Raw genomic sequence first — 23,534 nt, 5'->3', positions numbered from 1 at the left:
CGATGTCAGACCGAGCTGGAGACTACATCGCCGGATTGTTCAGCGCCGAAGACGAGTTGCTCTCGGCGCTGCGTGAGGAAGCCGATCGCACGGGCCTTCCCCCGATCGCGATTTCGGCCGACGAAGGACGGTTGCTGCAAGTGCTGCTCACTTCGATCGGCGCTCGGCGCGTTCTCGAAGTCGGCACATTGGGCGGCTACTCGGCGATCTGCATGGCGCGCGCGCTGCCGCCGGGAAGTCGTCTGCTCACGATCGAGATCGAGCCGAAGCACGCCGAGTTCGCGCGACGCTACATCGAGCGCGCTGGACTTACCGATCGAATCGAGGTCAGGATCGGGCGCGCGCTCGACGTACTTCCGGCCCTCGACGGCGAGCGGTTCGACGCGATTTTCCTCGACGCCGACAAAGAGCCGCTGCCGACGTACCTCGATTGGGCGTTGCGCCTCGTGCGCCCCGGCGGCCTGATCATCGCCGACAATGCGCTCTGGGGCGGCCGCGTGTACGAGCAGGACGAGAGCGACGACCGCACGAAGGCGGTGCGCGAGTTCAACAGGCGTCTTGCGAGCGACTCGCGCGTCCTTGGGATCATCGTGCCGACCCACGACGGCGTCGCGGTCGCGGTCGTGCGGTGAGCGGCGCGAGCAGCCCCGCCGACCATTTCTCTTCAGTCTCAGCAGCGTATTCGGCGTTTCGTCCACGGTATCCCGCGGCGCTGATCGACTACTTCACGTCGCTCGCGTCTCGCCGCGGGGTCGCCTGGGATTGCGGCGCGGGCTCGGGGCAGGCGACAGGCGACATTGCCCGCCGGTTCGATTTCGTCGTCGCGACGGATCTGAGCGCCGAACAGTTATCGCGCGCAACGAGAGATCCAAGGGTCGGTTGGGCCGCGTGCGCGGCGGAGCGGACCGCGATTCGGTCGAACACGGTGGACGCAGTCGCCGTCGCGCAGGCGCTGCACTGGTTCGCGCACGAGGAGTTCTACGCGGAGGTCAAACGGGTCGCGGCCGGACCCGACGTGCCGATCGTCGCGTGGACCTACGCGGCGCCGCGCATGGAGGGAGAGGTCGGTGAAGTGCTGCGCCGATTCATGTTCGAGGACATCGGCGAATATTGGCCGCCGGAGCGGAAGTACGTTGACACCGAATACCGCACGATTCCGTTTCCGTTCGAGCGCCTCGACGCGCCGCCGTTCGCCCTGGAGAACGACTGGCTTCTCCCTCAGATCGTCGGCTACATGAGGAGCATGTCGGCGGCCGCCCGATACAAAAAGGCGACCGGAGTGGATCCGGTCGTGGTCGTGGAGGGAGAGCTGGGCGCGCTGTGGCGTGATGACGGTCCGCGGCGCATCGTTTGGCCGGTGATCGTTCTCGCAGGACGCGTCGGCTCGTGACGGCGACGAGCATGAGTACCGAGCGAACGGCCGTCCGTCCCGACCACGCGATCGGTCGCTGGCTCGCGTCCCTATTCCCAGACGGTGAAGCCATCGACGGCGAGGCGCCGCTCGAGCTCGTCGCCGAAGCGGCCGACCCGCCCAAGCTCGCCCAAGCGACCGTGATCGAGGGGCGCGACCTGCGCGCCATCGACGTCGGCGACACGCTCGAGGTGGCGATCGCCGCATTCCTCGACGGGCGCCAGGAAAGCACGGTGAAGATGTATCGGCCCGGCGGCGTGCCAATCGTCGCGGGGACGATCGGCGCAGTGATCCGCGAGCGCCGCGACCGTCGCATGTTCACATGGAGTCATCGTGTCGATCAACGCATCTACGTTCCGGCTCGATACCTGAACGAAGCCGACCGGCGGGCGCTCGACACGAGTGGCGCGAACGTTCGAGACACGACGGCCGGCACGCCCGACGCGATCGAGCATCCGCTGACGCTTCGAGAGCTCGCCCGGAACCTCGTGCGAAACGACCGCGAGTCGCTCGAGCACGCGCTGGCCAAGGAATGGTGCGCGGTCGAAACGCGGCCGCTCTTGATCGACGGCGGCATCAGCGCTGCGCAGCCGATCGCCCGCTCGGCGTGCGCGATCGGCGTGGTGAAGAGCCACCGCACGCTCTACGTGCAAGGCGACGCGCTACGCGCAACGCTCGGCCTGGAGGCGGCGCAGCGAACGAGCGTCTTCTCGATCAATCCGGAAAAGCGTGCGCCCGTGGCGAGCTGGTATCTCCGCCTCCGCGACCGTGCCGGGCGCGACCCGATGTGGGGTCTCGTCCGCGTCGAAGTCTCGGCCCCGGCCGGTCGAGATGACATCGGCGCGCGCGCCGACGAAGTTTCGCGATGGATCCTCGCCGAGGCGGCGCCGCTGGCGCTCCCCGACGGGCGGTGGGACAAGATGGTCTACGGAGTTCGCGACTGTGAAGAGTTTCTCCGAGCCGTGATGTGACGATCGACGAACCAGTTCCTACCCCCACCGCGCTCGGCCGCGTAGTCGCCACGGAGCGCAAGCCGAACACGCCGCACGAGTTCCATTTCTGGACGGCGCTCGACTCGCCGGTCGGTATCGGCACGATCGTTCGCGCACAGGGCGACGCGCCGGTCAACGGATCGATTCCGCAGATATATGGGGTGGTCGTCGAGGGTCTGAGCTACACCGACCTCGCGACGCCGCTGCACGACGTGCTCGGGCACGACGGCGCGCCGACCGCCGCGTCGCTCGCGGCTACGCGCCGCGCCGAGATTCGCCTCTACAGCGCGGCGGTGCTCCGGCAGGTGCCCGAGGAGCCGCTTCAGCCCGTGCCGATGGGGCAGGTGTTTCTCGCGGCGGACGAGGACGTGGCGATCGCGCTGCGCATGGACGCATATCTGCGCGACGGCGCGCGTACCGGCATCCCGATCGGCGTTTATCACGCCGGGGGGACCGACGCTCCGATCTATCTGGACGCCGATTTTCTGATCGGGCCCGAAGCGGCGCATCTGAACATCACAGGTGTGTCGGGGCTCGCCACGAAGACGAGCGCGATCGAATGGATCATGAGCTCGATCTTCACGCACTTCCCGGCGCAGAAGGGATCGATCGCGGCGGTGTGCTTCAACGTCAAAGGGCCGGACCTCTGCTTTCTGGATCAGCCCGGCACGATCGACGACCGCGATTCGGCTCTCTACGAAAAGTGCGGCGTCCCCGCCACGCCATTCGAGAACGTCCAGTACTTCGCGCCGTTCAAGTCGGACGGATTCTCGCTCAACACGCTCCGGTCCAACGACGAGCTGACGAACAATGTGACGCCGCTCACATGGGGACTTCGCGAGGTGCTGCAGTACGCGGAGGTTCTGCTCAACAAAGACGACGTGGACGCGAAGGCCGACGCGTTGATCGACTTCATTCGAGAGCGGATCGTGGATCGCGACTTCTCGGATCCACTTCTTGGCAACAAACGGTACCTCGTCCGTTCGTTCGCCGACCTCGAGATGTGGTTCCGCGACGTTCTGTCGGCGATGGAAAACAAAGGGAACGAGGGCTGGCGGACGCACCACGTGGCCACCATCCGCAAGGTCCGGAACCGCCTGTCCAATATTTCGACGCGTTGTGCCGGCCTGGTGACCGACGCTGGAACGGTGAGCGACCTGCCTTTCGGGAGCTTTCAGGACCGCACGGTGTACGTGATCGACGTCGCCTCCCTCGAGGAGGATGCGCAGGATCTGATCTTCGCGCGCGTCGTCACTCGCCTCCGCGAGCATCTCGAGAAGCGCGACCTCGGCGTGAACCATGTGATCGTGTTCGTCGACGAGCTGAACAAATACGCGCCGAACGATGGACAGGACACCTATGTACGAAAGATGCTGCTCGACCTCGCGGAACGCGGCCGGTATCTGGGCCTCGTGCTCTTCGGAGCGCAGCAATTTCGTTCGCAGGTTCACCGGCGGGTCGTCGGCAATTCCGGCACGGCGCTCTTTGGCCGCATGGACGCCGACGAGTTGGCGACTCCGGGTTACGCCGTCCTGAGCCAGGCCGTGAAGACCAAGCTCGCGACGCTGGAAAAGGGGCAGCTGATGGTGCGGCATCCGCATTTCACGCAGCCGATCTTCGTTCGATTTCCGCGGCCCGCCATCATGCGGGGGCGCGACGGAATCGAGAAGTATCCGCAGTCGGTGGACATCGACCTCGATGCCGCCGTGCTCCGTAGTCTGCGCTCGCTCGATCCGTCCGTCACGCTGAACTGGGTGCGCGACGCGATCGGCATCCGCGACGACGAAGAAGTGATTCGAGCGCGAAACGCGACGCTGCGCGAGCGGCCGGCCGACGTGAAGAAGTTCTTCGTGTCGCAGCTCAAGCCGGTTGTCGCGGCGCAGCCCGCGGAACGACAGCCTGCGGCCGCGATCCGATCCGCACCGGCCGACGACCCCTACGGGTTCTGAGCGCTCGAATGTTCCCGCGGCCGGTCCGCATCGGCGCAAGTGTCGGGCTCTTCGCTGTCGCATCGGCTCACGGTGCGTTCGCGCAGGAGCTACTGCTTCAGATCCGGCCGCGCGCCGGCGACACGCTCCGTATGCGTCTCGACCAGGAAACGGACTACACGGGCGCTGCCGTCCTGCGAACGGGCGTCGGTCCCGCGAGTCTCGTCACGACGATGGCGATGTTCTCCCGCGCCATTGTCGAGGGCGAAGCGAATGAAGAAACGGCCGTTCTCGCCGTCACCGATTCGGTGAGGCTCTGGAGCACGGACCAGCGCGGGATCGTCGCTGCCCATCAGATAGAAGCGAGGCTGAAAGGCCAGCGGGTCCGGTTCCGTGTGACCCCGGAAGGGTTGCTGGCGCTGGAACCGGCGGCCGGGACGCCGCGCGAAGTCGCGCACCTGGTGGCGCTCGTGCCCGCGACCTTCCCGAAGGGGCCGATCAGGGTCGGCGATACCTGGATGCGCGAAATGCCGCTGCCTTCGGGCACGGAGTTCGGCGCGCAGCTGTCCGGGATGCTGCACGTCACGCTTCGCCTCGATTCGGTGACCCACGCCGGAGATCTGGCGTACGTGTCGATGCGCGGCGAGATGCAGCCGGCCAGCGGGCCGGGCGCCGCCTCTCAAGCCGTTCTCGAAAAGGGATCGGTGAGCGGGTCAATGATTCTCGACCGAAAGCGCGGTTGGTTGAGCGAGTCCTGGTTCAACATCCTCGTCATGACCTCCGTGACGAATCCTCCCGCGGCGTCGGCGCTGCGGATGCAGATGCGAATCATCCAACACATGCGTACGGCGGAGCGTCGAGAGCGTTAGATTCGTTCAACGCCTCCCGCCGCATGCGCCTGGTTCACCTCTCCGACCTGCACCTCGGCTACCGGCAGTATCAGCGTCTGACGCCGACCGGGGTCAACCAACGCGAAGCCGACGTCGCCACGACGTTCCGGGTGGTGGTGGACCGGATCATCGAGTTGCGGCCGGAGCTCGTCGTGGTGGCCGGCGACGTCTTCCACAACGTCCGTCCCTCGAATCAGGCGATCGTCCACGCGTTCTTGCAGTTCAGCCGGCTGGTCACCGCGCTGCCGGAATCGGCGATCGTGCTCGTGGCGGGGAATCACGATACTCCGCGCACGAGCGAGACGGGCGGGATCCTCCAGCTCTTCGCGCAGCTGAACGGCATCGACGTCGTCGACCGTCAGCCGCGGCGGCTCTCGTTTCCGCACCTCGACCTCTCGGTGTTGGCCGTGCCGGACGTGCCGGGCTTGGTGAAGCCGTCGTTCACGATCGATTCGGACGCGCGGTACAACGTGCTGGCGATGCACTGCGGGATCGAAGGCCTCGCGGACAACGTGGCGTGGGACCGTCCGCCGGTCGAAGTGTCGCCCTCCGAGCTGAATGCGCCTGCCTGGGACTACGTCGCGCTCGGACACTACCACGTGTACCGCGAGCTCAAGCCCAACGCTTTTTTCAGCGGCTCGATCGACTACACGAGCGTCGATACGTGGGGTGAAAAGCGCGAAGAAGCCGACGGCCCGAAGGGAAAGGGTTTCATCGAATACGACCTCGTCGAGCGGACGCAGACGTTTCATCCGCTGCCGCCGTCGCGTCCCCTCATCGAGCTGCCGTCGATCGACGCGCGCAATCTCGTCGCGGCGGACATCGACCACCGAATCCGCGCCATCGTCGACGCGTGCGTCGACGGCATCGACGACAAGATCGTGCGTCTCACGGTGTGGGACATTCCGCGGCACATCGCGCGCGAGCTGGACCACAAGACGATTCGCGACTACAAGCGACGCGCGTTGAGCTTCCAGCTCGATCTCCGGCGCCCGGAGCTGAATCGCGTGACGTCGTCCGGGGCGCCGATGCGGCGGCCGTCGCTCAACGAAATCGTCCGCGAGAAGCTGGCCGCTCGAGTGATCGACGCCGACGTCGACCGCGACACGCTGATCGAGCGGGCGATCGCGTATCTGGACGAAGCGCAAGTCGCGGCCGTCGTTTCGACGCCGCCGGCGGCGATCGAGGCGTGAGATGCGACTGAACAGCCTGCGCCTCACGAACTTCCGGCAGCACGTCGACACGCACATCGACTTCTCGACGGGCATCACCGGAATCATCGGGCCGAACGGGTCGGGCAAGTCGACGATTCTCGAAGCGATGGCGTGGGCGCTGTACGGCGCGCCGGCCGCGCGTGGCAAGCGAGAGTCGATTCGTTCGTATCGCGCGGGACCGCGCGCCGTCGTCAAAGTCGACCTCGAGTTCGAGCTCGGCGCGCATCGATATCTCGTTTCGCGCGGGCTGACCAACGCCGAGTTGTATCTCGACGGCGCATCCTCGCCGATCGCGACGTCGATCTCCGGGGTGACGGACGTGCTGGCGCGACGGCTGGGGATGAACCGCGACGAGTTCTTCCACACCTACTTCACGGGACAGAAAGAGCTGGCCGTGATGGCGGCGATGGGCCCGACCGAACGCGGCCAATTTCTCTCGCGCGTCCTCGGCTACGAGCGGTTGCGCGCGGCACAGGATCTCGCCCGCGAGCGGCGCAAGATGCTCGTCGCCGAGGCGACGGGTCTTCGCGCGGGCATGCCGGACGCCGATATCGTTCAGGGCGCCCTCGCCGACGCGAAGGCTCGCATCGCCGAGAGCACCAGCAAGGCGAATGAATTCGGCCTTCGGCGAACGACCGCTCGGAAGACGGTGGAGGAGATTGCGCCGCGCTGGGAATCGATGCAGCGCGATCGCGAGCGGTCGCAGACCCTGACCGCTGAATCGCGCGTCTCGGATGGCGAACTGACGTCGGTGGCGCGGGAAATCTCCCGGATCGATCGCGAGCTGGGCGAGGCGGCCACGGGGCGCGCCGAACTGGATGGCGTGAGACGTGAGCTCGCGCCGCTGCCGTCGCTCGAGGCCGAGCTCAAGGAGCTCGATCGCAGCGCCGCCGAAGCCGGGCGCAAGCGAACGCTCACGGAAAACGAAGCGACGCTTGCCAAGGAAATCGCGCAGCTGCGCGAGCGGGCATCCAAGATTGAATTCACCCCCGCAGTCGAGACCGAAGTCGCGACGTCGCTCAAGCAGTCGCGCGAATCGCTCGACGAGACTCAGCGGGCGCTGGAGGCCGCGCAGACCGACTGGGTGCGCGACAAGCAGGAAGCGGAGACGAAGCGCCACGCGCTCATCGAGCAGCTGAAAGACGTCCGCGCGCAACGCGATCAGATCGTGGAGCTCGGCGAGGGCGGGATCTGTCCGATCTGCGCTCGGCCGCTCGGCACGCATTTCCGTTCGGTGCTCGACGTGCTCGACAACCAGATCGAGACGATCACCGTCGACGGGAAATATTTCCGCGCGCGCATCGAGCAACTGGCGGCCACACCGCCCGAGATCACCGCGCTCGGCGAACGGCGCCGCGAGCTGATGGATACGTCAGCCAAGCTCGAACGGCGCGTCGCCGAGATTCAGTCGGGTTTGCGTAGCCTGTCCACCATCCACGTCGATCTCATCGCCAAGGAAGAGCGACACTCCACCGTCTCGCGCGAGCTCGCGGCGTTGGCGGTGAGCTACGATGCGGCGCGTCACGGCGAGGTCCGCACGGCGGTCGAGCGATTGATGCCGCTAGCGGTGCGCGCGACGAAGCTGGCGGCACAGCTCGAACGTGAGCCGCTCCTGGTCGAAGAGCGTACGGCCGTGCGGTCCAAGCTGGACGACATCCAGCGACGCAGGGCCGAGATCGATCGTCAGAAGAAGGCGCTGGCCTTCTCGGAAGACGGCTTCAACGCTCTCCGCGGACGGTTCGACGCGGCTGAGGCCGAGCTTCGCTCGGCCGAGCTGGCCGCGGTGGGCGCCGAAACGGAGCTCGCCGCCGCGAAGGTCGCGTTGGCGTCGGCCGAGCAATCGAGGGCCGAGCTGGCGCGCGCGGAGGAGCGCCTGGTCGTGCTCGGCCGGGATCGCAAGCTGCACGAAGAACTGGACCGCGCTTTTTCAGACCTCCGGACCGAGCTAAACGTTGCGATGCGCCCCGAGATCTCGGATCTGGCCAGCCGGTACATTCGGGAGTTGACGGATGGCCGATATACCGAGTTCGAGTTAGATGACGACTACCAGATCGTCCTTCTGGAGGATGGGATCCCGAAGCCAGTCATTTCCGGGGGCGAAGAGGATCTCGCCAATCTCGTACTCCGCCTAGCAATTTCAGAGATGATCGCCGAACGCGCCGGTCAGGCTTTTTCGCTTCTCGTGCTCGACGAAGTGTTCGGCTCGCTCGACGAGTCGCGCCGGCAGAACGTCGTCGGCCTGCTGCAGCGCCTGCACGATCGGTTCGAGCAGATCATCCTCATCACGCACATCGAGTCGGTGCGCGAGGCGCCGGTGGACCGCGTGATCACCGTGAGCTACGACGACGAAGCGGGGATGTCGCGCGTGGATGCGGAGGCGGCGCGCAGCGACGACCCACAGCTGGCGCTTCATGCGGGGGCCGCGGACTGATGGCGACGTCGCGAGCGTTTCGTCCGCAGGTGTTCGACGGTCCGACCCGCGCGACGGCGGACGACATCGGCGAGCTGAACCAGGTCTTCAGCGAATCGTTCACGGAGCGTTATCGCCGTGACGGCATGGTCGGGGTGCGGGTGCCGTTTCTCAACCCGTCGATCTGGCGCTACGCGCTCGAGGACGCGGCCGAAGGCGCGATGATCTGGCGAGACGACCGCGATCACATCGCCGCCTTCAACATGGTGCACCGTTCCGGCGCGGAAGGATGGATGGGTCCGCTCGCCGTGCGGACCGAGTACCAGGGGAACGGGATGGGGAAGGAGATCGTGCAGCGGGGCGTCGAGTGGCTCAAGGCGCAGGGGTCATCGGTCATCGGGTTGGAGACGATGCCGCGCACGATGGACAACATCGGGTTCTATTCGCGGCTCGGATTTCTCCCCGGCCGGCTGACGATCACGATGACGCTCGAAGCGCAGAACGCGATCGACGCCGGCGGGATGCTTCTGTTCGGCCGGCTGTCTCCTCGCGCGCGCGATGACGCGCTCGGCCAGTGCCGCGCGCTCGTACAGCGCTTGCTTCCGGGATACGACTATTCGCGGGAGATCACGCTCACGAGCGATCTGTCGGTCGGGGATACCGTCTTGCTGTACGACGGCGACCGTGTCGTGGGCTTTGCGTTGGCGCACACGGCCCCGCTCGTCGAAGGTCGCGCGCGCGAGGAGCTGCGCGTGCTGAAGCTGGCGCTCGAGGACGAGTCGCGGTTCGAGGACATGCTGCGCGCGGTGGGCGATCTCGCGCGACGCAGCGGAACGCGCCGCGTCTCGCTGCGCGTGCAGGGCGAATTCGCGGCCGCCTACCGCCGTGTCATCGCGATGGGCGCGAACGTGCGATGGACGGACCTACGAATGTCCTTGAGTGCGTATGAAGAGCGACGCCCGGAGCACGGGCTCGTCTTGTCCAACTGGGAAATCTGATTCGCCCTTTCCGCGTCTTCGTCTCCGACCCACCCGGACGACACATGACATCACTTCACTTTCGATCTCGCGCGACCGCTCTGGCATTGATGCTGCTTGCGCTCGCGACCGCGTGCGTGCGACACCCGGAGACGGAGGACGATCAACCGCCGGAGAAGGCCGAGCCGATCCAAGTCCACGTTCGCAACGAGAACTTCCTCGACGTGAACGTCTTCATGATCGTCAACGGCGTGAGCCGCCGTCTCGGCACGGTAACCGGCAATGGATCCGGCGACTTCAAGGTCGAATGGGGAATCACCGTCGGCCAGTCGATCGCGTTGCAGGCCATCCCGATCGGGGGGCGCGGATCCGCGAACAGCGGCCAGCTGAGCATCGGACTCGGACAAGTGATCGACTTCACGGTCGCGCCGGTGCTGCGCCAGAGCACCGTGAGCGTGCACGAGCCGCCCTGAGACGACTGACGGCTCTGCTCGTCCTATTTCGGCGGCGGCGGAGGCGCCTTTCCGGGCGTCCCGCGAACGACGATGCGCGCGATGATCACGAAGACGCCGACTGATAGCAGGAGGTGTACCCAGCCGGGTGGTTCGAACGCGAAAAACGCGATGCCCCACACGACGAGCAGCGCAATGCCGCCGAGAATTCCGAGATCCATCACGTGGCCTCAGGTTTGACCGGGTCTGTGCTCGCCTGTAAATTGCTTCTCGCAAAGCACGAAGGAAACATTCGGGACGGAGAACTCCGTTTTTGAGCCAACAAGTCCTTCGAGTGGGTTCGAAAATCTACTACCGACGTCACGCCCCCAGTGCGGGGGAAGGCGGAAGGTTGGTGGTGAGGACCTCATAATTCGACTGGGCTTCACAAAACCCTCTCCGGACCGAATTCTCTCGAGCCCCGCGGTGATCCCGCGGGGCTCGTTCTTTTCGGCCGAGCGCGAGAGATTCCCCGTATGCCCAACGTCACGGTGGTTCGCCGCCTCCAGTTCAATGCCGCGCACCGCGTCCACAACCCGTCGCTTTCCGACGCCGAGAACAAAACGCTGTTCGGCAAGTGCAACAACCCGAATTGGCACGGCCACAACTACACGCTCGACGTCTCGGTCACCGGACCGGTCGAGGAACGAACGGGCTACGTGATCGACCTGGCGGTCGTCAAGCGGATCGTGACGCGCGAAGTGATCGACAAGGTCGATCACAGGAACCTCAACCTCGAGGTCGATTTCCTGCGCGGCGTCATTCCGACGACCGAGAACTTCGTCGTCGCCATGTGGCGCGTGCTCAAGCCGGCCCTGGCGCCCGCGCGCCTGACGCGGCTGGTGCTGTGGGAGACCCCGAACAACTACGTCGAGTACGACGGTACATGAAAACCGGCGCGACGGCGGTCGTGTCCGGCGCGTCTCGCGGCATCGGCCTCGCCACGTCGCGCGCGTTGGCGGGCGCCGGGCACCGCGTCGCCATGCTGGCGCGAAGCGCCGACGCGCTCGCGGCCGCGGCCCGCTCGATTGGTGACCTCGCGATCGCGATTCCCTGCGACGTCACCGACAACCTCGCGCTGGACGCGGCCCTCGCCCGCGTGAACGACGAGTTCGGCGACGCGCCGGCGGTGCTGGTCAACAACGCGGGGTTCTTTTCGCTCGCCACCGTCGACGCCACGACGCTCGAGGACTTTCGGTCGGCGATCGACGTGAACCTCGTGGCGCCGTTTCATCTGACGCACGCGTTCCTTCCCGCGATGCGCGCGCGCCGGTCGGGACACATCGTCACAATCGGCTCGATCGCGGATCACATGGTGTTTCCCGAGAACGCGGCGTACGCGGCGAGCAAGTTCGGCGCGCGCGCCCTGCACGAAGTGCTGCGCGCGGAGCTCAAGGGAAGCGGGGTCCGCGCGACGCTCGTCTCGCCGTCGGCCGTCGACACGCCGCTCTGGGACCCGGTCAATCCGGACGAGCGGCCGGGCTTCACCGCCCGCCGCGATATGCTTCGCGCCGAGGCGGTCGCGGCCGCGGTGATGTTCGCCGTGACGCAGCCGGCGGACGTGAACGTCGACGAGCTGCGTCTGTCGGGAGCGTAGCGGATGTTCCTACCGCTCATCGACCGGCTCCGCTGCTTGAACGTCCACGAGGACACGTGGCTCGTCGCGTCGATCGACCGCGCCGACGAACGTGACGTCGTCGAGGGGACTCTGGGTTGTCCGGTATGCTCGGCGGAATACCGCATTCGAGAGGGAGTCGTGTGGTTCGGCGACGCGCCGGCCGCCGCGGCGCAGGCACCGAGCTCGGCGGAGGCCCTGCGCCTCGCCGCGGCGCTCGATTTGACGGACGCGCGCATGACGGCGATCCTGCACGGCTCCTGGGGCGCGCACGCGTCGGTGCTGCGCGGCCTCTCACCCGCCCAAATGCTTCTCGTCAATCCTCCACACGGCGTGACCAGTGGTGACGGTATTTCGATCGTTCGCTCTCCGGTCGCGCCGGTCGCCGCGGGATGGGCCGACGCCGCGGCGCTGGACCTCGCTGCCGGCGACGCCATGGCCGCATCGGTGACGACGAGCCTTCGCACCGGCGGTCGACTGCTCGCGCCGGCGGGCGCCGAGCTCCCCGCCGGGTTCAGCGAGCTCGCGCGCGACGCCGACGTGTGGGTCGCCCAGCTCGATGCGGGCGCCGTTGCCGGCGCGCCGATCGCCATCTCCCGTCGCGTCCCGCGCTGACGTCCTCACTTACAATTCTTTAAATCAGCGCACGCATGCTACGCGTTTTCATCGCCGGCGGAACGGGCGTGATCGGTCGGCGGGTCGTGCCGGCGCTGGTGAAGGGCGGCTACGCGGTGACGGCCGCCACGCGCAGCGACACCGGCGCGGCGAAGCTGCGCGCGATGGGGGCCGAGTCGGTACTGATGGATCTCATGGACGCCGCGAGCGTCCGGCGCGTGATGGGCAAGCCGGATCTCGTCGTCAACCTGTCGACGCACGTCCCGGCCAGCATGCCGGCGATGGTGTTCCGGTGGGCGTGGCGCGAAAACGATCGAATCCGCCGGACGGGGTCCGCGAATCTCGCGACGGCGGCGCGTCTCGCCGGCGCGGACTGCGTCGTCCAGGAATCGTACGCGCCGATCTACGCCGACCACGACGACGAATGGATCGACGAGCGCTGGACGGTGGCGCCCGCGCGATACAACCGGACGGTGCTCGACGCCGAGGCGTCGGTGGCGCAGTTCACGAAGTTCGGCGGCCGCGGGATCGTGCTCCGCTTCGCGAACTTCTACGGACCGGATTCGTTCGCCACGTCCGAGATGATTCAAATGGTCAAACGCGGCATCAGCCCGCTGGTCGGGCCGCCGGACGCGTACTACTCGTCCGTGTCCCACGACGACGCGGCCGCCGCGGTCGTCGAGGCGCTCCACCTGCCGGCGGGGATCTACAACGTCTGCGACGACGAGCCGATCACGCGCGCCGAGTGGCTGGGGTCGCTCGCCAAAGCCGTGGGCGCCAAGCCGCCGCACATGCTCCCGAGCTGGCTCACGATGCTGGGCGGCAGCACGACCCAGCTCTGGTCTCGCTCTCAGCGTATCTCGAACCGCAAGCTCCGCGAGCTGAGCGAATGGCGCCCCGCCACGCCGTGCGTGCGCGACGCGTGGCCTGCCTTGATCGAGCAATCGTCCGAGCTGGCTGCGGCGCGTTAGGTGGTCCCTGCGTGACGCGATGAAGATCGCTTGGGGCTCGCAAGCGTGGCTGCGGCAAGTGAGCCGTTACGTCTAGGGACTACGGATTTCGCGGATTGGGCGGATTCCGCGGATACGACAACTGCATTTGAAAGAGGATTGCCTGCGGCGACTTGATGTCCCTGCGAGCACCGTTTCGGTGGCGGGGAAGAGCGGAATTCAGGGCGTTTCGCGGCGATCGAATGGCTGCGCTGAGAATCGATGGATGATGCTCGCGCACACCGACGAGTGAACTGTGGGCAATGCGATTGATCGAAGAAGAAGTCACCCACGCATTGATCGGCGCGTTCTTCGCTGTGCACCGGGAGCTGGGGTTCGGTTTCCTTGAACACATCTACGCAACCGCGCTCGAGCGCGAACTGTGCGATCGGGGCCGCGGCGTCGCACGCGAGCTAGACGTCGCTGTTCTGTACGACGGAGTCGAGATCGCGCATCAACGACTCGACATGGTGGTCGATGACAAGGTGGTGGTCGAGATCAAGTCCACGGAGCGCTTGCACCGCGACGCCAAGAGACAGCTCTACAACTATCTCCGCGCGACCAAGTTCGAGGTCGGCCTGTTACTCCACTTCGGCCGTTCGGCGAACTTCTACCGAGTGATCCATACCAAGGGCGAAGCGGCCCGTGCCAAAAAAGTTCGCTCCGACGGAGACGCGGAAACCGCTTGCCATCCGGACCTCCTGTGAGGCAGTTCCCAAATCTTTATCGCTCTCTGTCGGGCTCCGCGAAATTCTGCCGTCTCCGCGAAATCCGTTAGCAGTATCGTTTGGTAGATGCCGACAAGCGCGCGGGCGGCTGCACCCACGGCGGCGCGAAATCCGCGGCAGCACCGGTTCGTAAATGCCGGCCGTCGGAACTAACTAGCCAGCGCTGGCTCGTGTTCGCTCGGATTGCCTTCGTACAGCGCGTCGATGACCGACTTGTAGGTCTTGTCGATCACCCGCCGCTTCACCTTCAACGTCGGCGTGAGCTCGCCGCGCTCGATCGAGAAGTCGTGCTCGAGGAGGCCGATGCGCTTGGGGACCTCGAAGTGAGCGAGGCCCTTGATCTCGCCGAGTACCTCGCGCTCCATCTTCTCGCGGATCGCCGGCGCTTCGAGCAGGTCGGCGGGCGGGCCCCAGGCCACGCCTTCGGCCTTGGCCCACTTCTCGAGGTTCTCCCAGTTCGGCACGATCAGCACGATCGGGTACTTTCGTTTGTCGCCGATCATCACGGCTTGGGCCACGAACTTGTTCGTGCGAATCTTGTTCTCGATCGGCTGCGGCGAGATGTTCTTGCCGCCTGCGGTCACGATGATGTCCTTCTTGCGGTCGGTGATCGCGATGAACCCATCGCGTAGCTCGCCGATGTCGCCCGTGTGGAACCAACCCGCCGTGTCGATCGCCTCGGCGGTGGCGGCGGGCTTGTTGAAGTAGCCCTTCATGATCTGCGGGCCGCGCACGAGCAGCTCGCCGTCGGGCGCGATCGTCGCTTCGGTGCCGGGCAACGGTTTGCCGACGGTGCCGATGCGATAGTTCGCCGGCGTGTTCACCGCGATGACCGGCGACGTCTCGGTGAGGCCGTAACCTTCCAGAATGACGAGCCCTGCCGCGTAGAAGAATTTGATGATCTCCGGCGCGAGCGGCGCGCCGCCCGAGACGAAGTACTTGAGCCGTCCGCCGGTGCGCGCTTGCAGCTTGGAAAAGACCAACCGATGCGCCAGCGCGTATCGCAGGCCGAGGAGTCCGCCCGGCGTGCCGCCCGCGAGCTTCACGTCGGCCCACCGTTCGCCGACGCTTCGCGCCCAGTAAAAGATCCGCTTCTTGAGCGGGCCGCCGGAGAGGGCGTTCTCGAGTACGCGCGCATACATCTTCTCGTACAGACGCGGCACCGACAGCACGAGCGTGGGCCGCACCTCGACCAGATTCTTCGGTACCGTCTCCATCGATTCCGCGTACGCGATGCTCGCGCCGAAATTGAGCATCACGTAATAGCCGCCCAATCGCTCGAAGCTGTGCGACAGCGGCAAGAAGCTGAGGCACGTGTCGTCGCCCGAATTCGGGATCGCGGCGCACGCGGCGATCGTGTTCGAGTACAAGTTGTCGTGCGTCAGCATCACGCCTTTGGGATCGCCCGTCGTACCCGACGTGTAGATGATCGTCGCCAGATCGTCGGGGCGCACGGCGTTCGCGCGCGCCATGTACGCGGTGCGCGCCGCGTCGGTATCGCCGGCCGAGCCTTTCGACTCGAGCGCGGCGAGCGTCATGTCGCCGCCGGCGGATTCGTCGAACGTGATGACGTGGCGCAGCGCGGGGCACTCGCCGCGGATCGACGCCACCTTGGCCGTCTGTTCCGCGTCCGACGCGAAAATCGCTACCGCGCCGGCATCGCGAAGGATGTACGCGGTCTGGTCGGCGGGCAGATTCGGATAGACGGGAACGTCGGCGACGCCGGTCGTGAGACAGGCGAAGTCGGCGATCACCCACTCCGGCCGATTCGTCGACAGGATGGCGATGCGGTCTCCCGGCCTCACGCCGAGCAACTCGAGGCCGAGCGACGCGCGTCGCACGCGATCCTTGAGCGTGTCGTGCGAGATCGGCTGGTAACGCCCGTCGCGCTTGACCTGAAGCGCGTCGGGCTTGCGGCGCTCACACGCCTTGAAGAAGAGCTGATTGAGAGTGCCCGGCGCAGAATTGCGCGGACCGCCCGTGGAAATCATCGACATCCTCGGCTGGAGCGCGAACCATCCAGTATACGAACCAGCGCCATGCCGCGAAACCGGACTAAGCGCGCTAAGGCGAACCGATCACGCCGATGACGTGGAACAGGAACGTCACCGGCGATCCAAGCAATGGAACGCCCCGGTACGATGCGGTCGCTTGCACGATCACGCTGTCGACTTTCTGTCCCGTGGCGATCGCGACGTCGGCCAACAACGATGCTTTTACGTTGAGCTGATTCTTGGTCGCGCCACCCGATGGAGCGGTCGTCGTATCGGTGGTAGTGAGCTTGCCGTTTGCGCCCGTGATGTAGACCGCTTGCCGCGCCGGATTGTTCGAGGCGAGCGTGCGTGTGATGACGTAATGGACGACGACGCCTTGCACGCCCGTATCGCCGACGCCTCGGACGAGGACGGGAATCGTCGAAGCCCCTTGGCCCAGCGGCAGAGCGAGCGTCGTGTCGCCGGCGCCGGTCAGCGGCGCTTTGATCGTGTCCAGCGCGCCGGTGCCTTCGTCGATGTGCGTCGGCAACACGGTCACCGGCACGACGATGGTCGGCGTTTGAAGCGGCGCGATCCCTGGTATTCCGCCGACCTGTCCGAGGATCGTCACCGTGCCAAGGTGATCGCCGACGAGCACGCCGTTCGTCGGATCGAAGTGGGCGGCGGGCGCGCTATCTAGGATGAAGAATTGCGGCGACGTGCCGCCGATCAGCTGTCCGTTGATGTTGAACTGGTTGACGACCAGCGGCGCCGGAGTTCCCGCGCTGTCGCGCATCGTGTCGCCGCGCACGACGAAGTTGGCCGGCAATTGAATCGTCGAGATCGACGCCGGGCCTTTTGGCGCGGACAGGTCGAGGCACGCGACGCCGAGCGCCGCGAACGCGATGAGCAAAATTGTCGCGTGGCGAGATTTCACCGGTTCACTCGAGCCGTCCAACGAGAAGCGCGGCGAGCGCGCGATACGCCTGCGCCGCCGGATCTTCGGGCGAGCGGAGCACGACCGGCTGCCCGGCGGCGAAGGCTTCGACCGACGCCTGACTTCGCGGCACGGTCAACTCCAGTACCAATCCCGCGGGAAGCTGTTCCCGCACGTATTTCGCCACCCGCTCCGACGCCGGATTCCCGAACTCGACCATCGTGAGCAGGATGCCGTCGAGCATGAGCGTCGGGTTCGAGGCCAGCGAGGCGCGAATTCCACGCAGGATCTGCGTCGTCGTCTGAAGCGCGAGCGGCTCGCACTGCAACGGGACCAGCACGTGCTGGCTGCACGCCAGCACCCGGTTCACGACCGGGCCGAGCCCCGGCGGCGTATCGACGATGATCGTGTATCCGCGCTCGCGCGCCCGCTCGAAGAGCTCGATAGTGCGCGGGGATTCGGCAACCTGATGCTGATAGCCGTCGTGCGACGCCGACTCCGTGACGCTCCCGGCCGACACGACGCGCAGCCACGGCAGCGTCGTCGTCCGAACGACCTGATGCAGCTCGTGCGTCCCCGCCAAGTAGTCGGAGAGCCCGAGCCGCGTCGTCGCCGCGCTGAGGCCGAGGCCGTAGCGGACGGAGCCTTGTGGGTCGGAGTCGACGAGCAGCGTCTTCACGCCGCGGCGGGCCAGCGCCGTCGCGAGGTTCACTGCCGTGGTGGTCTTGCCGACTCCCCCTTTTTGGCTGACGACTGCGAGGACTTGACCCACGTTTAGGTCTCGGCGTCCTCGGCGGCGGAGTCCTCCGCCGGGTTGCCGCCGCCGCGCAGTGTTTCGAGCGTCTCGCGCGCGTGGTGGATCCAGCGTTCCGCCTCCGGTTCGCCCGGCGGTGCAGCGAGGAACGCGTCGAGGTGCTCTTCAGCGCCGGTCTGGTCGCCTCGCTTGAGGAGCAGGAACGCCAACCCGTAGTGCGCTCCGGACAAATGCGGCGCGACCTCGAGCGCACTCCGATAACAGCGGATCGCCTCCTCGGACCGATTCGTCTTCGTGAACGCGATGGCCATGTTCTGGAGAATCTTCGTGTCGTTCGGCCGATCGCGCAGCGCGAGGCGGTACGACGTGAGCGCCGCGTCGTAGTCCCCTTGTCGTTCGAGGGCCATCGCTTCGCTCAGATAGTCAAGACGCTGTGGTCTGACCTCTGACTCGGACCTCCCGCCAACAATGCGGCTCCACCAGGACATACGGCTCTGAGGGTGGGGGGGGAGGGGACGAGAGGCGGTTTGGAATACGAGACGGCGGGAGGGAAGACGGCCGCGCGACGTCGCGCCGACAGCGCTTCCCGAACGAATTCAGAAGGTTGTCTGGGCTCGCGGCAAAGGTATGCGTTCGAGAGGGCCTGAGCAACGGTCGACACCGTCGTGATCGTTCGCTCGTGATTCTTCCACGCATTTCCGAGTGCCGATAGCTTACCTGCATGTCACCACGTCGCACCACGGTCGAGCATTCGAAGGGGATCTTCGAGGTCGAATGGCCGCTCTTCGGCGAGCTGTCTCGCGGGCTCGCCCTGAAGGTGGCGCGCGCCTACGACCCCGAGGTCGTCGTCGGGATAGCGACGGCGGGGGTCGTCCCCGCGGCGGTCATCGCCGCGATCCTGGGACGCGAGTTCCACTCGATGGTCGTCAGCCGCCGTTTCGGGAGCGAGTCCGTTCGCGAAACTCCGGCGGTCTTGAGCGCGGCGCCATCGTCGGTCAGGAATCGCCGAGTATTGATCGTCGACGAGACCTGCGACACGGGCGACACGATCCGGCTCGCCGTGGCGGCGATGGTCAACGCCGGCGCGGCGGAAGTTCGCACCGCGGTGGCGTTTCAGACCGGCGCATACACGCCGGATTTTCACGCTTTGGCCACGGAGAGCACCATCGTCCTGCCGTGGGACCGTGAGGTCCTCATCGACGGCGACCTGCTCCCGAATCCGCTCTACGCAGACGCGCTGAAGAGCGAGGGCTAGGCCTCAGATCCCCGCGGAAACCGCCTCGTCGTAGGCGACGCCTTCGCCCATCGCGTCGTACACGCGCTGCATGACGTCCGTGCCGCCCACCAGAAAGCGGCAGCGCTCCGCGCCCATGGAGCGGCACTCGACTTCCATCACGGCCACCGGCTCGCCCGCCACGCGCCCGAAGAATTCGGCGAAGGCGCCGGCCGTGTAGTAGCAGCCCGGGAAGTCCAGGGGGTGATCCGGATCGCCCTCCGCCCAGTCGCTCGAATCGAGCGTCATTACCGACGCCAACTCGCCGACCGTGACCGATCCCCAGCCGATGTCGCGGAAGAACTCCGACGCGCGTTTCCCGAAGTCTTCGGCGGCGAGGGACTCGGGGGCGGGGAGGCGGCGGGACGACAGCCATCGGCCGAAGGCGGCGTAGAGGGCAGGTCCACCCGCGAATCCGGCCTCCTGCAACAGCGCCGCGGCGCCCGGACCGACCTCGCGAAACAGGGCGGCGCGGAGCGCGTTCAGCGAGTCGCGCGTGATCGCGACCAGCGCGTTCTCGTTCAGACCGATCGACTGTGGCATCGAGCTCTTCCCCCTCCCCCCAAAAAATCGCCAGGCGTTGTCACCCGGTCGCCAGACCAACCCGGCGTTTCAGCTCGTCTTCATCGATGGTCTCGACGCCGAGCTGACGCGCCTTTTCCAACTTGCTGCCCGCGTCCGCTCCGACCACCACGAAAGCCGTCTTCTTCGACACGCTCCCTGAGACTCTGCCGCCGTTCCCCTCGACGAGCGCGGTGGCCTGTTCCCGGGAAAGCGTCGGGAGCGTCCCCGTAATGACGATCGTGAGGCCCTTGAAGGTTCCACCCGACCGGGTGACGGGTTCGTCGAACCTAAGCCCCCGCTCGCGAAGACGCTCGATCAGGCGTCGGGCCCGGTCGTCCGCGAACCAGCCGACGATCGATTCGGCGATCTTGTCGCCGATCCCGTGGACGCCGAGGATGTCGTCCACGGTGGCGGAAAGGATCGCGTCCATCGTGCCGAAGTGACGCGCGATCTCTCGCGCCGCCGTCTCGCCGACGTGCTCGATGCCCAGCGCGAACAGGAGCTTCGACAGCGGCTGCTGTTTCGTCGCGGCGATGGCGTGCACGAGGTTGCCGGCGCTCTTCTCGGCGAGGCGCTCGATCTCCTCTAGTTGCTCCGCGGTGAGGTCATACAGGTCGGCGGCGTCGGAGACGAGCCCCGCTTCGATTAGTTGCTTGATGCGCGCGTACGAGAGGCCGCGGATGTCCATCGCGCCGCGTGACGCGAAGTGCACCAATCCTTCGAGCTGCCGCCCGGGACACGCGAAGTTGGGGCAGTAGAGCATTCCCAGCTCGTTGCCGGGGACCAGCGCGGTGTTGCACGCGGGGCAGTGCGTCGGCGGCGAGTAGGGCGGCGGCGGATTCTGCGCGTCGCGCTTGTCCGGCACGGGGCCGATGATCTGCGGAATGACTTCGCCGGCGCGTTTGACCTGCACCACGTCGCCGACCCGCAGATCCTTGCGCGCGACGAGGTCGAAATTATGGAGCGTGGCGAGCTGCACCTGCGCGCCGCCGATTTCCACCGGTTCGAGGACGGCGTATGGATTGATGGTGCCGGTGCGACCGACGTTCACGTTGATCGAGCGCAGCGTGGTCTCGGCGATGTCGGGCGCGAACTTGCGCGCAATCGCGTAGCGCGGCTCGCGTCCGCCGACGACGCCCAGGTCCGGCCAGAGGCGCAGCTCGTTCACTTTGACGACGCCGCCGTCGATGGCGAAGTCGATAGCCGCGCGCACGGAGTGTTCGACGTTGCGCGCCCAATCGTGCACTTCCTTGAGAGTCGCGCACCGCTCGTGGTGCGGCGCGACCGGCACGCCCCAAGCGCTGAGGCGCGCGAGCAATTCGTCCTGGGTCGTCACGGGAAGCTTCGCGCCGTCCGGGAGCGCGATGGCGTAGCCGAAGAAATGCAGTGGCCGCGCGGCGGTGGCTTTGGGATCGAGCTGCCGGAGCCCACCCGCGGCGGAATTGCGAGGGTTCGCGAAAACCGGTTGGCCGGCGGCGATGCGCTGCTCGTTCATGCGCTCGAAGCCGCTGAACGTCATGTACACTTCGCCGCGAATCTCCATGACCGGCGGAAAGTCGGATCCGCGCAGCTTGAGGGGCACGTCGCGAATCGTGCGCAGATTCGCCGTCACCGCCTCGCCGATGATTCCGTTGCCGCGGGTCGTGCCCTCGACGAATACGCCATCTTGGTATGTCAGACTGACCGCGGCCCCGTCGATCTTGAGCTCGCACGTGTAGCCCGCGTCGCGGACCTCTTCGCCGGCGATTCGAACGATGCGCTCCTCCCACGCCGCGAGCTCTTCTTCGTTGAACGTGTTGGCGAGCGAGAGCATCGGCACGAGGTGCGTGTGCTTCGCGAGCTGGCTGACCGGCTCGGCGCCGACGCGTTGCGTGGGCGAGTCGGTGGTGCGGAGGGTCGGGTGCGCCTCCTCGAGCTCGACGAGCTGGCGGTAGAGCCGATCGTACTCCTTGTCGGAGATCGTCGGCTGGTCGAGAACGTGGTACTCGTACGACGCGCGGTCGATCTGTCGGCGAAGTTCGTCGGCGCGCGCCGCCAACTCGCTCAGGTCGTCGTCATCCTTTGGATTCTTCATCGATGACTTGCATCGCGACGCCGACGAGCCGGTCGAGCTCCTCGCCCGACGCTTTGGGGAGAAGGCTCTCCGCCCAAGCCTGATCGTAACTCGACGCGTAGCGGTCGAGCAGGCGCCGGAAGAACGAGACGAGCGCGATTCGTTGGAGGTCGCCGCGTTTCTGAGCGGCGAGCGTGTCCTTCTGGTCGCGCATCACCGCCTCGAGCCGGTGCGCGTTGAGCAGCGCCTTCGCGGTGAGCGAGGCGACGACCTGGCAGAAGCGAATGTCCGACTCGGAGAACGGCTGCGAGTCGCGATCGGTGCGGAGGAAGATCGCGCCGATCGTCGACGACTGCCAACGAATCGGCAGCACGACGATCGATCGCACGTTGCGCGAATCGAGCTTGTCCCGGATCGCCTTGAGGTCGGGGTCGGCGGAGGCGTCGGGGATGAACACCGTGTCCCCCGATTCGAACGCGCGCTTGAGCTCAGGATAGCGATTGAGATCGACGACGAGATTGCGGATCGCGGGATCTTCGTAGCTCGCGACGAGCCGAACCTCGTCTTTTTCGCCGGACAGGAAGATCGATGCGCGATCGAGGCCGAACGCGTCACCCAGCTTCCGCGCGATCGCCTGCAGAATGTCGACGAAGTGAAGCGAGGATGAGATTTCTTGCAGGATGTCGACGATGGCGACCAGGTGGTCGCGCTCGCGCTGAAGCTCGGCTATTCGACCGTGCAGTCGGGCGAGCTCGTCATCTCTCCCATCGGACCCCGGCGTCGCCGATTGGCGCGACCCGGGGTGCTGGGCGTGAAGAGCGTACGTCGGATCCTGAGGCGGATGGCTGGTCTCGTCCATCTTCCGGCGTGGTGTGCGCGTTGAATGCGTCACTATCGAACCGCACGACACGGTTGCGGCCGGTTTCCTTGGCGACGTACAACGCCTCGTCGGCCGTTCGCACCAGCACCTCGGGCGAGCCGATGTGCGAGTGCGGCCACGCGGAAACGCCGAAGCTCGCCGTGCGGCGAATCGACGTCCCGCCACCGTTGAACGTGAATGTATGCGACTCGACCTGTTTGCGCACCCGCTCGGCGAACAATGCCGCGGCCTCGGTGCCGGCGCCGGGCAGCAGGAACATGAATTCTTCGCCGCCGAAACGGCCCACGCGGTCGATCGACCGGGCCTCGCGGCGGAGGATCTGCGCGAGCTGCCGCAGCACTTCGTCGCCGGCCGGGTGGCCGTACGTGTCGTTCACGGCCTTGAAGCGGTCCAGATCACAAATGACGCACGCGACCGGCTCCTTGAAGCGGCGCGCGTGCGCGAACATCTCCTCGAGCCGGTGCTCGAGATGCCGCCGGTTGTCGAGGCCCGTGAGCGCGTCCGTCTGGCTCATGTGGAGCAACTGCTCGTTGACGTCGAGCAACTCGCGCTCGCGGTCTTCCAGCTCGGCCTGGAGCCTCTTGATGCGCAGCATCGAGTTGACGCGCGCTTTGAGCTCGGCGAAGTCGATCGGCTTGGTGATGTAGTCGTCGGCACCCGCCTCGAGTCCCTCGACCTTGTTCTCGGTCGCATCGAGCGCCGTCTGCATGATGATCGGAATGAACGGCAGGCTGACATTCGCCTTGATCTTCTTCGCCACCTCGAGGCCACTGATCTGTGGCATCATGACGTCGAGGAGGATCAGGTCGGGTGGCGATTCGGCGACGATTTGCAGCGCCT

General features: G+C 66.3%; 24 protein-coding genes. 15 read left to right on the top strand and 9 right to left on the bottom strand.

Annotation, left to right across the window (positions count from 1 at the left end; genetic code table 11):
• The first annotated feature begins 2 nt into the window (after positions 1-2).
• The 9 genes from VGQ44_00120 to VGQ44_00080 are packed head-to-tail and all read left to right on the top strand — an operon-like array spanning position 3 to position 10,295.
• Entirely contained in the window at positions 3-632 is a 630-nt protein-coding gene (locus tag VGQ44_00120; GenBank protein HEV8445190.1) for an O-methyltransferase, read from the top strand.
• Complete coding sequence (locus VGQ44_00115) at positions 629-1,390, top strand: class I SAM-dependent methyltransferase (GenBank protein ID HEV8445189.1); 762 nt, start codon at positions 629-631, stop codon at positions 1,388-1,390. Before VGQ44_00120 ends, VGQ44_00115 begins: the two co-directional genes overlap by 4 nt.
• An 11-nt stretch (positions 1,391-1,401) precedes the next feature.
• The gene (locus VGQ44_00110) at positions 1,402-2,382 is read left to right on the top strand and encodes a hypothetical protein (GenBank protein HEV8445188.1); all 981 of its coding nucleotides are present in this window, start codon (positions 1,402-1,404) and stop codon (positions 2,380-2,382) included.
• On the top strand, positions 2,379-4,352 hold the full coding sequence (locus tag VGQ44_00105; GenBank protein ID HEV8445187.1) for a hypothetical protein: 1,974 nt from the start codon (positions 2,379-2,381) through the stop codon (positions 4,350-4,352). Before VGQ44_00110 ends, VGQ44_00105 begins: the two co-directional genes overlap by 4 nt.
• An 8-nt stretch (positions 4,353-4,360) precedes the next feature.
• The gene (locus VGQ44_00100; protein HEV8445186.1) at positions 4,361-5,200 is read left to right on the top strand and encodes a hypothetical protein; all 840 of its coding nucleotides are present in this window, start codon (positions 4,361-4,363) and stop codon (positions 5,198-5,200) included.
• A 23-nt stretch (positions 5,201-5,223) separates the two neighbouring features.
• Positions 5,224-6,414: a DNA repair exonuclease gene (locus VGQ44_00095; protein HEV8445185.1), complete on the top strand. Its 1,191-nt coding sequence runs from the start codon at positions 5,224-5,226 to the stop codon at positions 6,412-6,414.
• Position 6,415: 1 nt separating this feature from the next.
• On the top strand, positions 6,416-8,866 hold the full coding sequence (locus VGQ44_00090) for an SMC family ATPase (GenBank protein ID HEV8445184.1): 2,451 nt from the start codon (positions 6,416-6,418) through the stop codon (positions 8,864-8,866).
• Positions 8,866-9,843 (top strand): GNAT family N-acetyltransferase, encoded by a 978-nt coding sequence (locus VGQ44_00085; GenBank protein ID HEV8445183.1) that lies wholly within the window; start codon positions 8,866-8,868, stop codon positions 9,841-9,843. The genes VGQ44_00090 and VGQ44_00085 overlap by 1 nt, the downstream gene beginning before the upstream one ends.
• A gap of 44 nt (positions 9,844-9,887) precedes the next feature.
• On the top strand, positions 9,888-10,295 hold the full coding sequence (locus tag VGQ44_00080; protein HEV8445182.1) for a hypothetical protein: 408 nt from the start codon (positions 9,888-9,890) through the stop codon (positions 10,293-10,295).
• A gap of 23 nt (positions 10,296-10,318) precedes the next feature.
• Here VGQ44_00080 and VGQ44_00075 read toward each other — a convergent pair whose 3' ends face one another.
• Positions 10,319-10,495: a hypothetical protein gene (locus VGQ44_00075; GenBank protein HEV8445181.1), complete on the bottom strand. Its 177-nt coding sequence runs from the start codon at positions 10,493-10,495 to the stop codon at positions 10,319-10,321.
• Positions 10,496-10,789: 294 nt separating this feature from the next.
• On the opposite strand from VGQ44_00075, the gene VGQ44_00070 reads away from it, so the two are divergent.
• From VGQ44_00070 to VGQ44_00050, 5 genes are all read left to right on the top strand, one after another.
• Complete coding sequence (locus tag VGQ44_00070; GenBank protein ID HEV8445180.1) at positions 10,790-11,203, top strand: 6-carboxytetrahydropterin synthase; 414 nt, start codon at positions 10,790-10,792, stop codon at positions 11,201-11,203.
• Entirely contained in the window at positions 11,200-11,910 is a 711-nt protein-coding gene (locus tag VGQ44_00065; protein ID HEV8445179.1) for an SDR family oxidoreductase, read from the top strand. The genes VGQ44_00070 and VGQ44_00065 overlap by 4 nt, the downstream gene beginning before the upstream one ends.
• Positions 11,911-11,913: 3 nt before the next feature.
• Positions 11,914-12,543, top strand: a complete 630-nt coding sequence (locus VGQ44_00060; protein ID HEV8445178.1) for a hypothetical protein — start codon at positions 11,914-11,916, stop codon at positions 12,541-12,543.
• 35 nt (positions 12,544-12,578) lie between these two features.
• Entirely contained in the window at positions 12,579-13,514 is a 936-nt protein-coding gene (locus VGQ44_00055; GenBank protein HEV8445177.1) for an NAD(P)-dependent oxidoreductase, read from the top strand.
• Positions 13,515-13,795: 281 nt separating this feature from the next.
• A complete protein-coding gene (locus tag VGQ44_00050) occupies positions 13,796-14,239 on the top strand; it encodes a GxxExxY protein (protein ID HEV8445176.1) in 444 nt (147 codons plus the stop codon).
• Between the two features lie 170 nt (positions 14,240-14,409).
• Here the strand turns inward: VGQ44_00050 and VGQ44_00045 are convergent, their stop codons facing one another.
• The 4 genes from VGQ44_00045 to VGQ44_00030 form a co-directional block, all read right to left on the bottom strand.
• The gene (locus VGQ44_00045) at positions 14,410-16,251 is read right to left on the bottom strand and encodes a long-chain fatty acid--CoA ligase (GenBank protein ID HEV8445175.1); all 1,842 of its coding nucleotides are present in this window, start codon (positions 16,249-16,251) and stop codon (positions 14,410-14,412) included.
• A gap of 73 nt (positions 16,252-16,324) precedes the next feature.
• Positions 16,325-17,170, bottom strand: coding sequence for a hypothetical protein (locus tag VGQ44_00040; GenBank protein ID HEV8445174.1), 846 nt, complete (start codon positions 17,168-17,170; stop codon positions 16,325-16,327).
• A 4-nt stretch (positions 17,171-17,174) separates the two neighbouring features.
• Positions 17,175-17,942, bottom strand: a complete 768-nt coding sequence (locus VGQ44_00035; GenBank protein ID HEV8445173.1) for a ParA family protein — start codon at positions 17,940-17,942, stop codon at positions 17,175-17,177.
• A 2-nt stretch (positions 17,943-17,944) separates the two neighbouring features.
• Positions 17,945-18,331, bottom strand: a complete 387-nt coding sequence (locus VGQ44_00030) for a tetratricopeptide repeat protein (protein HEV8445172.1) — start codon at positions 18,329-18,331, stop codon at positions 17,945-17,947.
• Positions 18,332-18,645: 314 nt separating this feature from the next.
• Between VGQ44_00030 and VGQ44_00025 the strand changes: the two genes are divergently transcribed.
• The gene (locus VGQ44_00025) at positions 18,646-19,179 is read left to right on the top strand and encodes a phosphoribosyltransferase (GenBank protein ID HEV8445171.1); all 534 of its coding nucleotides are present in this window, start codon (positions 18,646-18,648) and stop codon (positions 19,177-19,179) included.
• A 3-nt stretch (positions 19,180-19,182) separates the two neighbouring features.
• On the opposite strand, the gene VGQ44_00020 is transcribed toward VGQ44_00025, so the two are convergent.
• The 4 genes from VGQ44_00020 to VGQ44_00005 all read right to left on the bottom strand — a co-directional run.
• The gene (locus VGQ44_00020) at positions 19,183-19,740 is read right to left on the bottom strand and encodes a V4R domain-containing protein (protein HEV8445170.1); all 558 of its coding nucleotides are present in this window, start codon (positions 19,738-19,740) and stop codon (positions 19,183-19,185) included.
• A gap of 40 nt (positions 19,741-19,780) precedes the next feature.
• The gene (gene ligA / locus VGQ44_00015) at positions 19,781-21,835 is read right to left on the bottom strand and encodes an NAD-dependent DNA ligase LigA (GenBank protein HEV8445169.1); all 2,055 of its coding nucleotides are present in this window, start codon (positions 21,833-21,835) and stop codon (positions 19,781-19,783) included.
• Positions 21,816-22,673, bottom strand: a complete 858-nt coding sequence (locus VGQ44_00010) for a GAF domain-containing protein (GenBank protein HEV8445168.1) — start codon at positions 22,671-22,673, stop codon at positions 21,816-21,818. Before VGQ44_00010 ends, ligA begins: the two co-directional genes overlap by 20 nt.
• On the bottom strand, positions 22,570-23,534 hold a 965-nt coding region (locus tag VGQ44_00005), incomplete at its 5' end, for a diguanylate cyclase (protein ID HEV8445167.1). The genes VGQ44_00010 and VGQ44_00005, both read right to left, overlap by 104 nt.

Source organism: Gemmatimonadaceae bacterium (assembly GCA_036003045.1).
Lineage (GTDB): Bacteria > Gemmatimonadota > Gemmatimonadetes > Gemmatimonadales > Gemmatimonadaceae > JAQBQB01.
Note: the sequence above shows the minus strand (reverse complement) of the source record. Positions and strands in the feature narration are given on the sequence as shown.

What these genes read in the sequence shown, in the direction of transcription:
- VGQ44_00045 (HEV8445175.1), bottom strand. Translation starts at nt 16,251, where the DNA reads ATGATTTCCACGGGCGGTCCGCGCAATTCTGCGCCGGGCACTCTCAAT.
- VGQ44_00030 (HEV8445172.1), bottom strand. Translation starts at nt 18,331, where the DNA reads ATGGCCCTCGAACGACAAGGGGACTACGACGCGGCGCTCACGTCGTAC.
- VGQ44_00055 (HEV8445177.1), top strand. Translation starts at nt 12,579, where the DNA reads ATGCTACGCGTTTTCATCGCCGGCGGAACGGGCGTGATCGGTCGGCGG.
- VGQ44_00100 (HEV8445186.1), top strand. Translation starts at nt 4,361, where the DNA reads ATGTTCCCGCGGCCGGTCCGCATCGGCGCAAGTGTCGGGCTCTTCGCT.
- VGQ44_00010 (HEV8445168.1), bottom strand. Translation starts at nt 22,673, where the DNA reads ATGGACGAGACCAGCCATCCGCCTCAGGATCCGACGTACGCTCTTCAC.
- ligA (HEV8445169.1), bottom strand. Translation starts at nt 21,835, where the DNA reads ATGAAGAATCCAAAGGATGACGACGACCTGAGCGAGTTGGCGGCGCGC.
- VGQ44_00025 (HEV8445171.1), top strand. Translation starts at nt 18,646, where the DNA reads ATGTCACCACGTCGCACCACGGTCGAGCATTCGAAGGGGATCTTCGAG.
- VGQ44_00065 (HEV8445179.1), top strand. Translation starts at nt 11,200, where the DNA reads ATGAAAACCGGCGCGACGGCGGTCGTGTCCGGCGCGTCTCGCGGCATC.
- VGQ44_00110 (HEV8445188.1), top strand. Translation starts at nt 1,402, where the DNA reads ATGAGTACCGAGCGAACGGCCGTCCGTCCCGACCACGCGATCGGTCGC.
- VGQ44_00080 (HEV8445182.1), top strand. Translation starts at nt 9,888, where the DNA reads ATGACATCACTTCACTTTCGATCTCGCGCGACCGCTCTGGCATTGATG.
- VGQ44_00090 (HEV8445184.1), top strand. Translation starts at nt 6,416, where the DNA reads ATGCGACTGAACAGCCTGCGCCTCACGAACTTCCGGCAGCACGTCGAC.
- VGQ44_00095 (HEV8445185.1), top strand. Translation starts at nt 5,224, where the DNA reads ATGCGCCTGGTTCACCTCTCCGACCTGCACCTCGGCTACCGGCAGTAT.
- VGQ44_00020 (HEV8445170.1), bottom strand. Translation starts at nt 19,740, where the DNA reads ATGCCACAGTCGATCGGTCTGAACGAGAACGCGCTGGTCGCGATCACG.
- VGQ44_00120 (HEV8445190.1), top strand. Translation starts at nt 3, where the DNA reads ATGTCAGACCGAGCTGGAGACTACATCGCCGGATTGTTCAGCGCCGAA.
- VGQ44_00050 (HEV8445176.1), top strand. Translation starts at nt 13,796, where the DNA reads ATGCGATTGATCGAAGAAGAAGTCACCCACGCATTGATCGGCGCGTTC.
- VGQ44_00085 (HEV8445183.1), top strand. Translation starts at nt 8,866, where the DNA reads ATGGCGACGTCGCGAGCGTTTCGTCCGCAGGTGTTCGACGGTCCGACC.
- VGQ44_00070 (HEV8445180.1), top strand. Translation starts at nt 10,790, where the DNA reads ATGCCCAACGTCACGGTGGTTCGCCGCCTCCAGTTCAATGCCGCGCAC.
- VGQ44_00060 (HEV8445178.1), top strand. Translation starts at nt 11,914, where the DNA reads ATGTTCCTACCGCTCATCGACCGGCTCCGCTGCTTGAACGTCCACGAG.
- VGQ44_00075 (HEV8445181.1), bottom strand. Translation starts at nt 10,495, where the DNA reads ATGGATCTCGGAATTCTCGGCGGCATTGCGCTGCTCGTCGTGTGGGGC.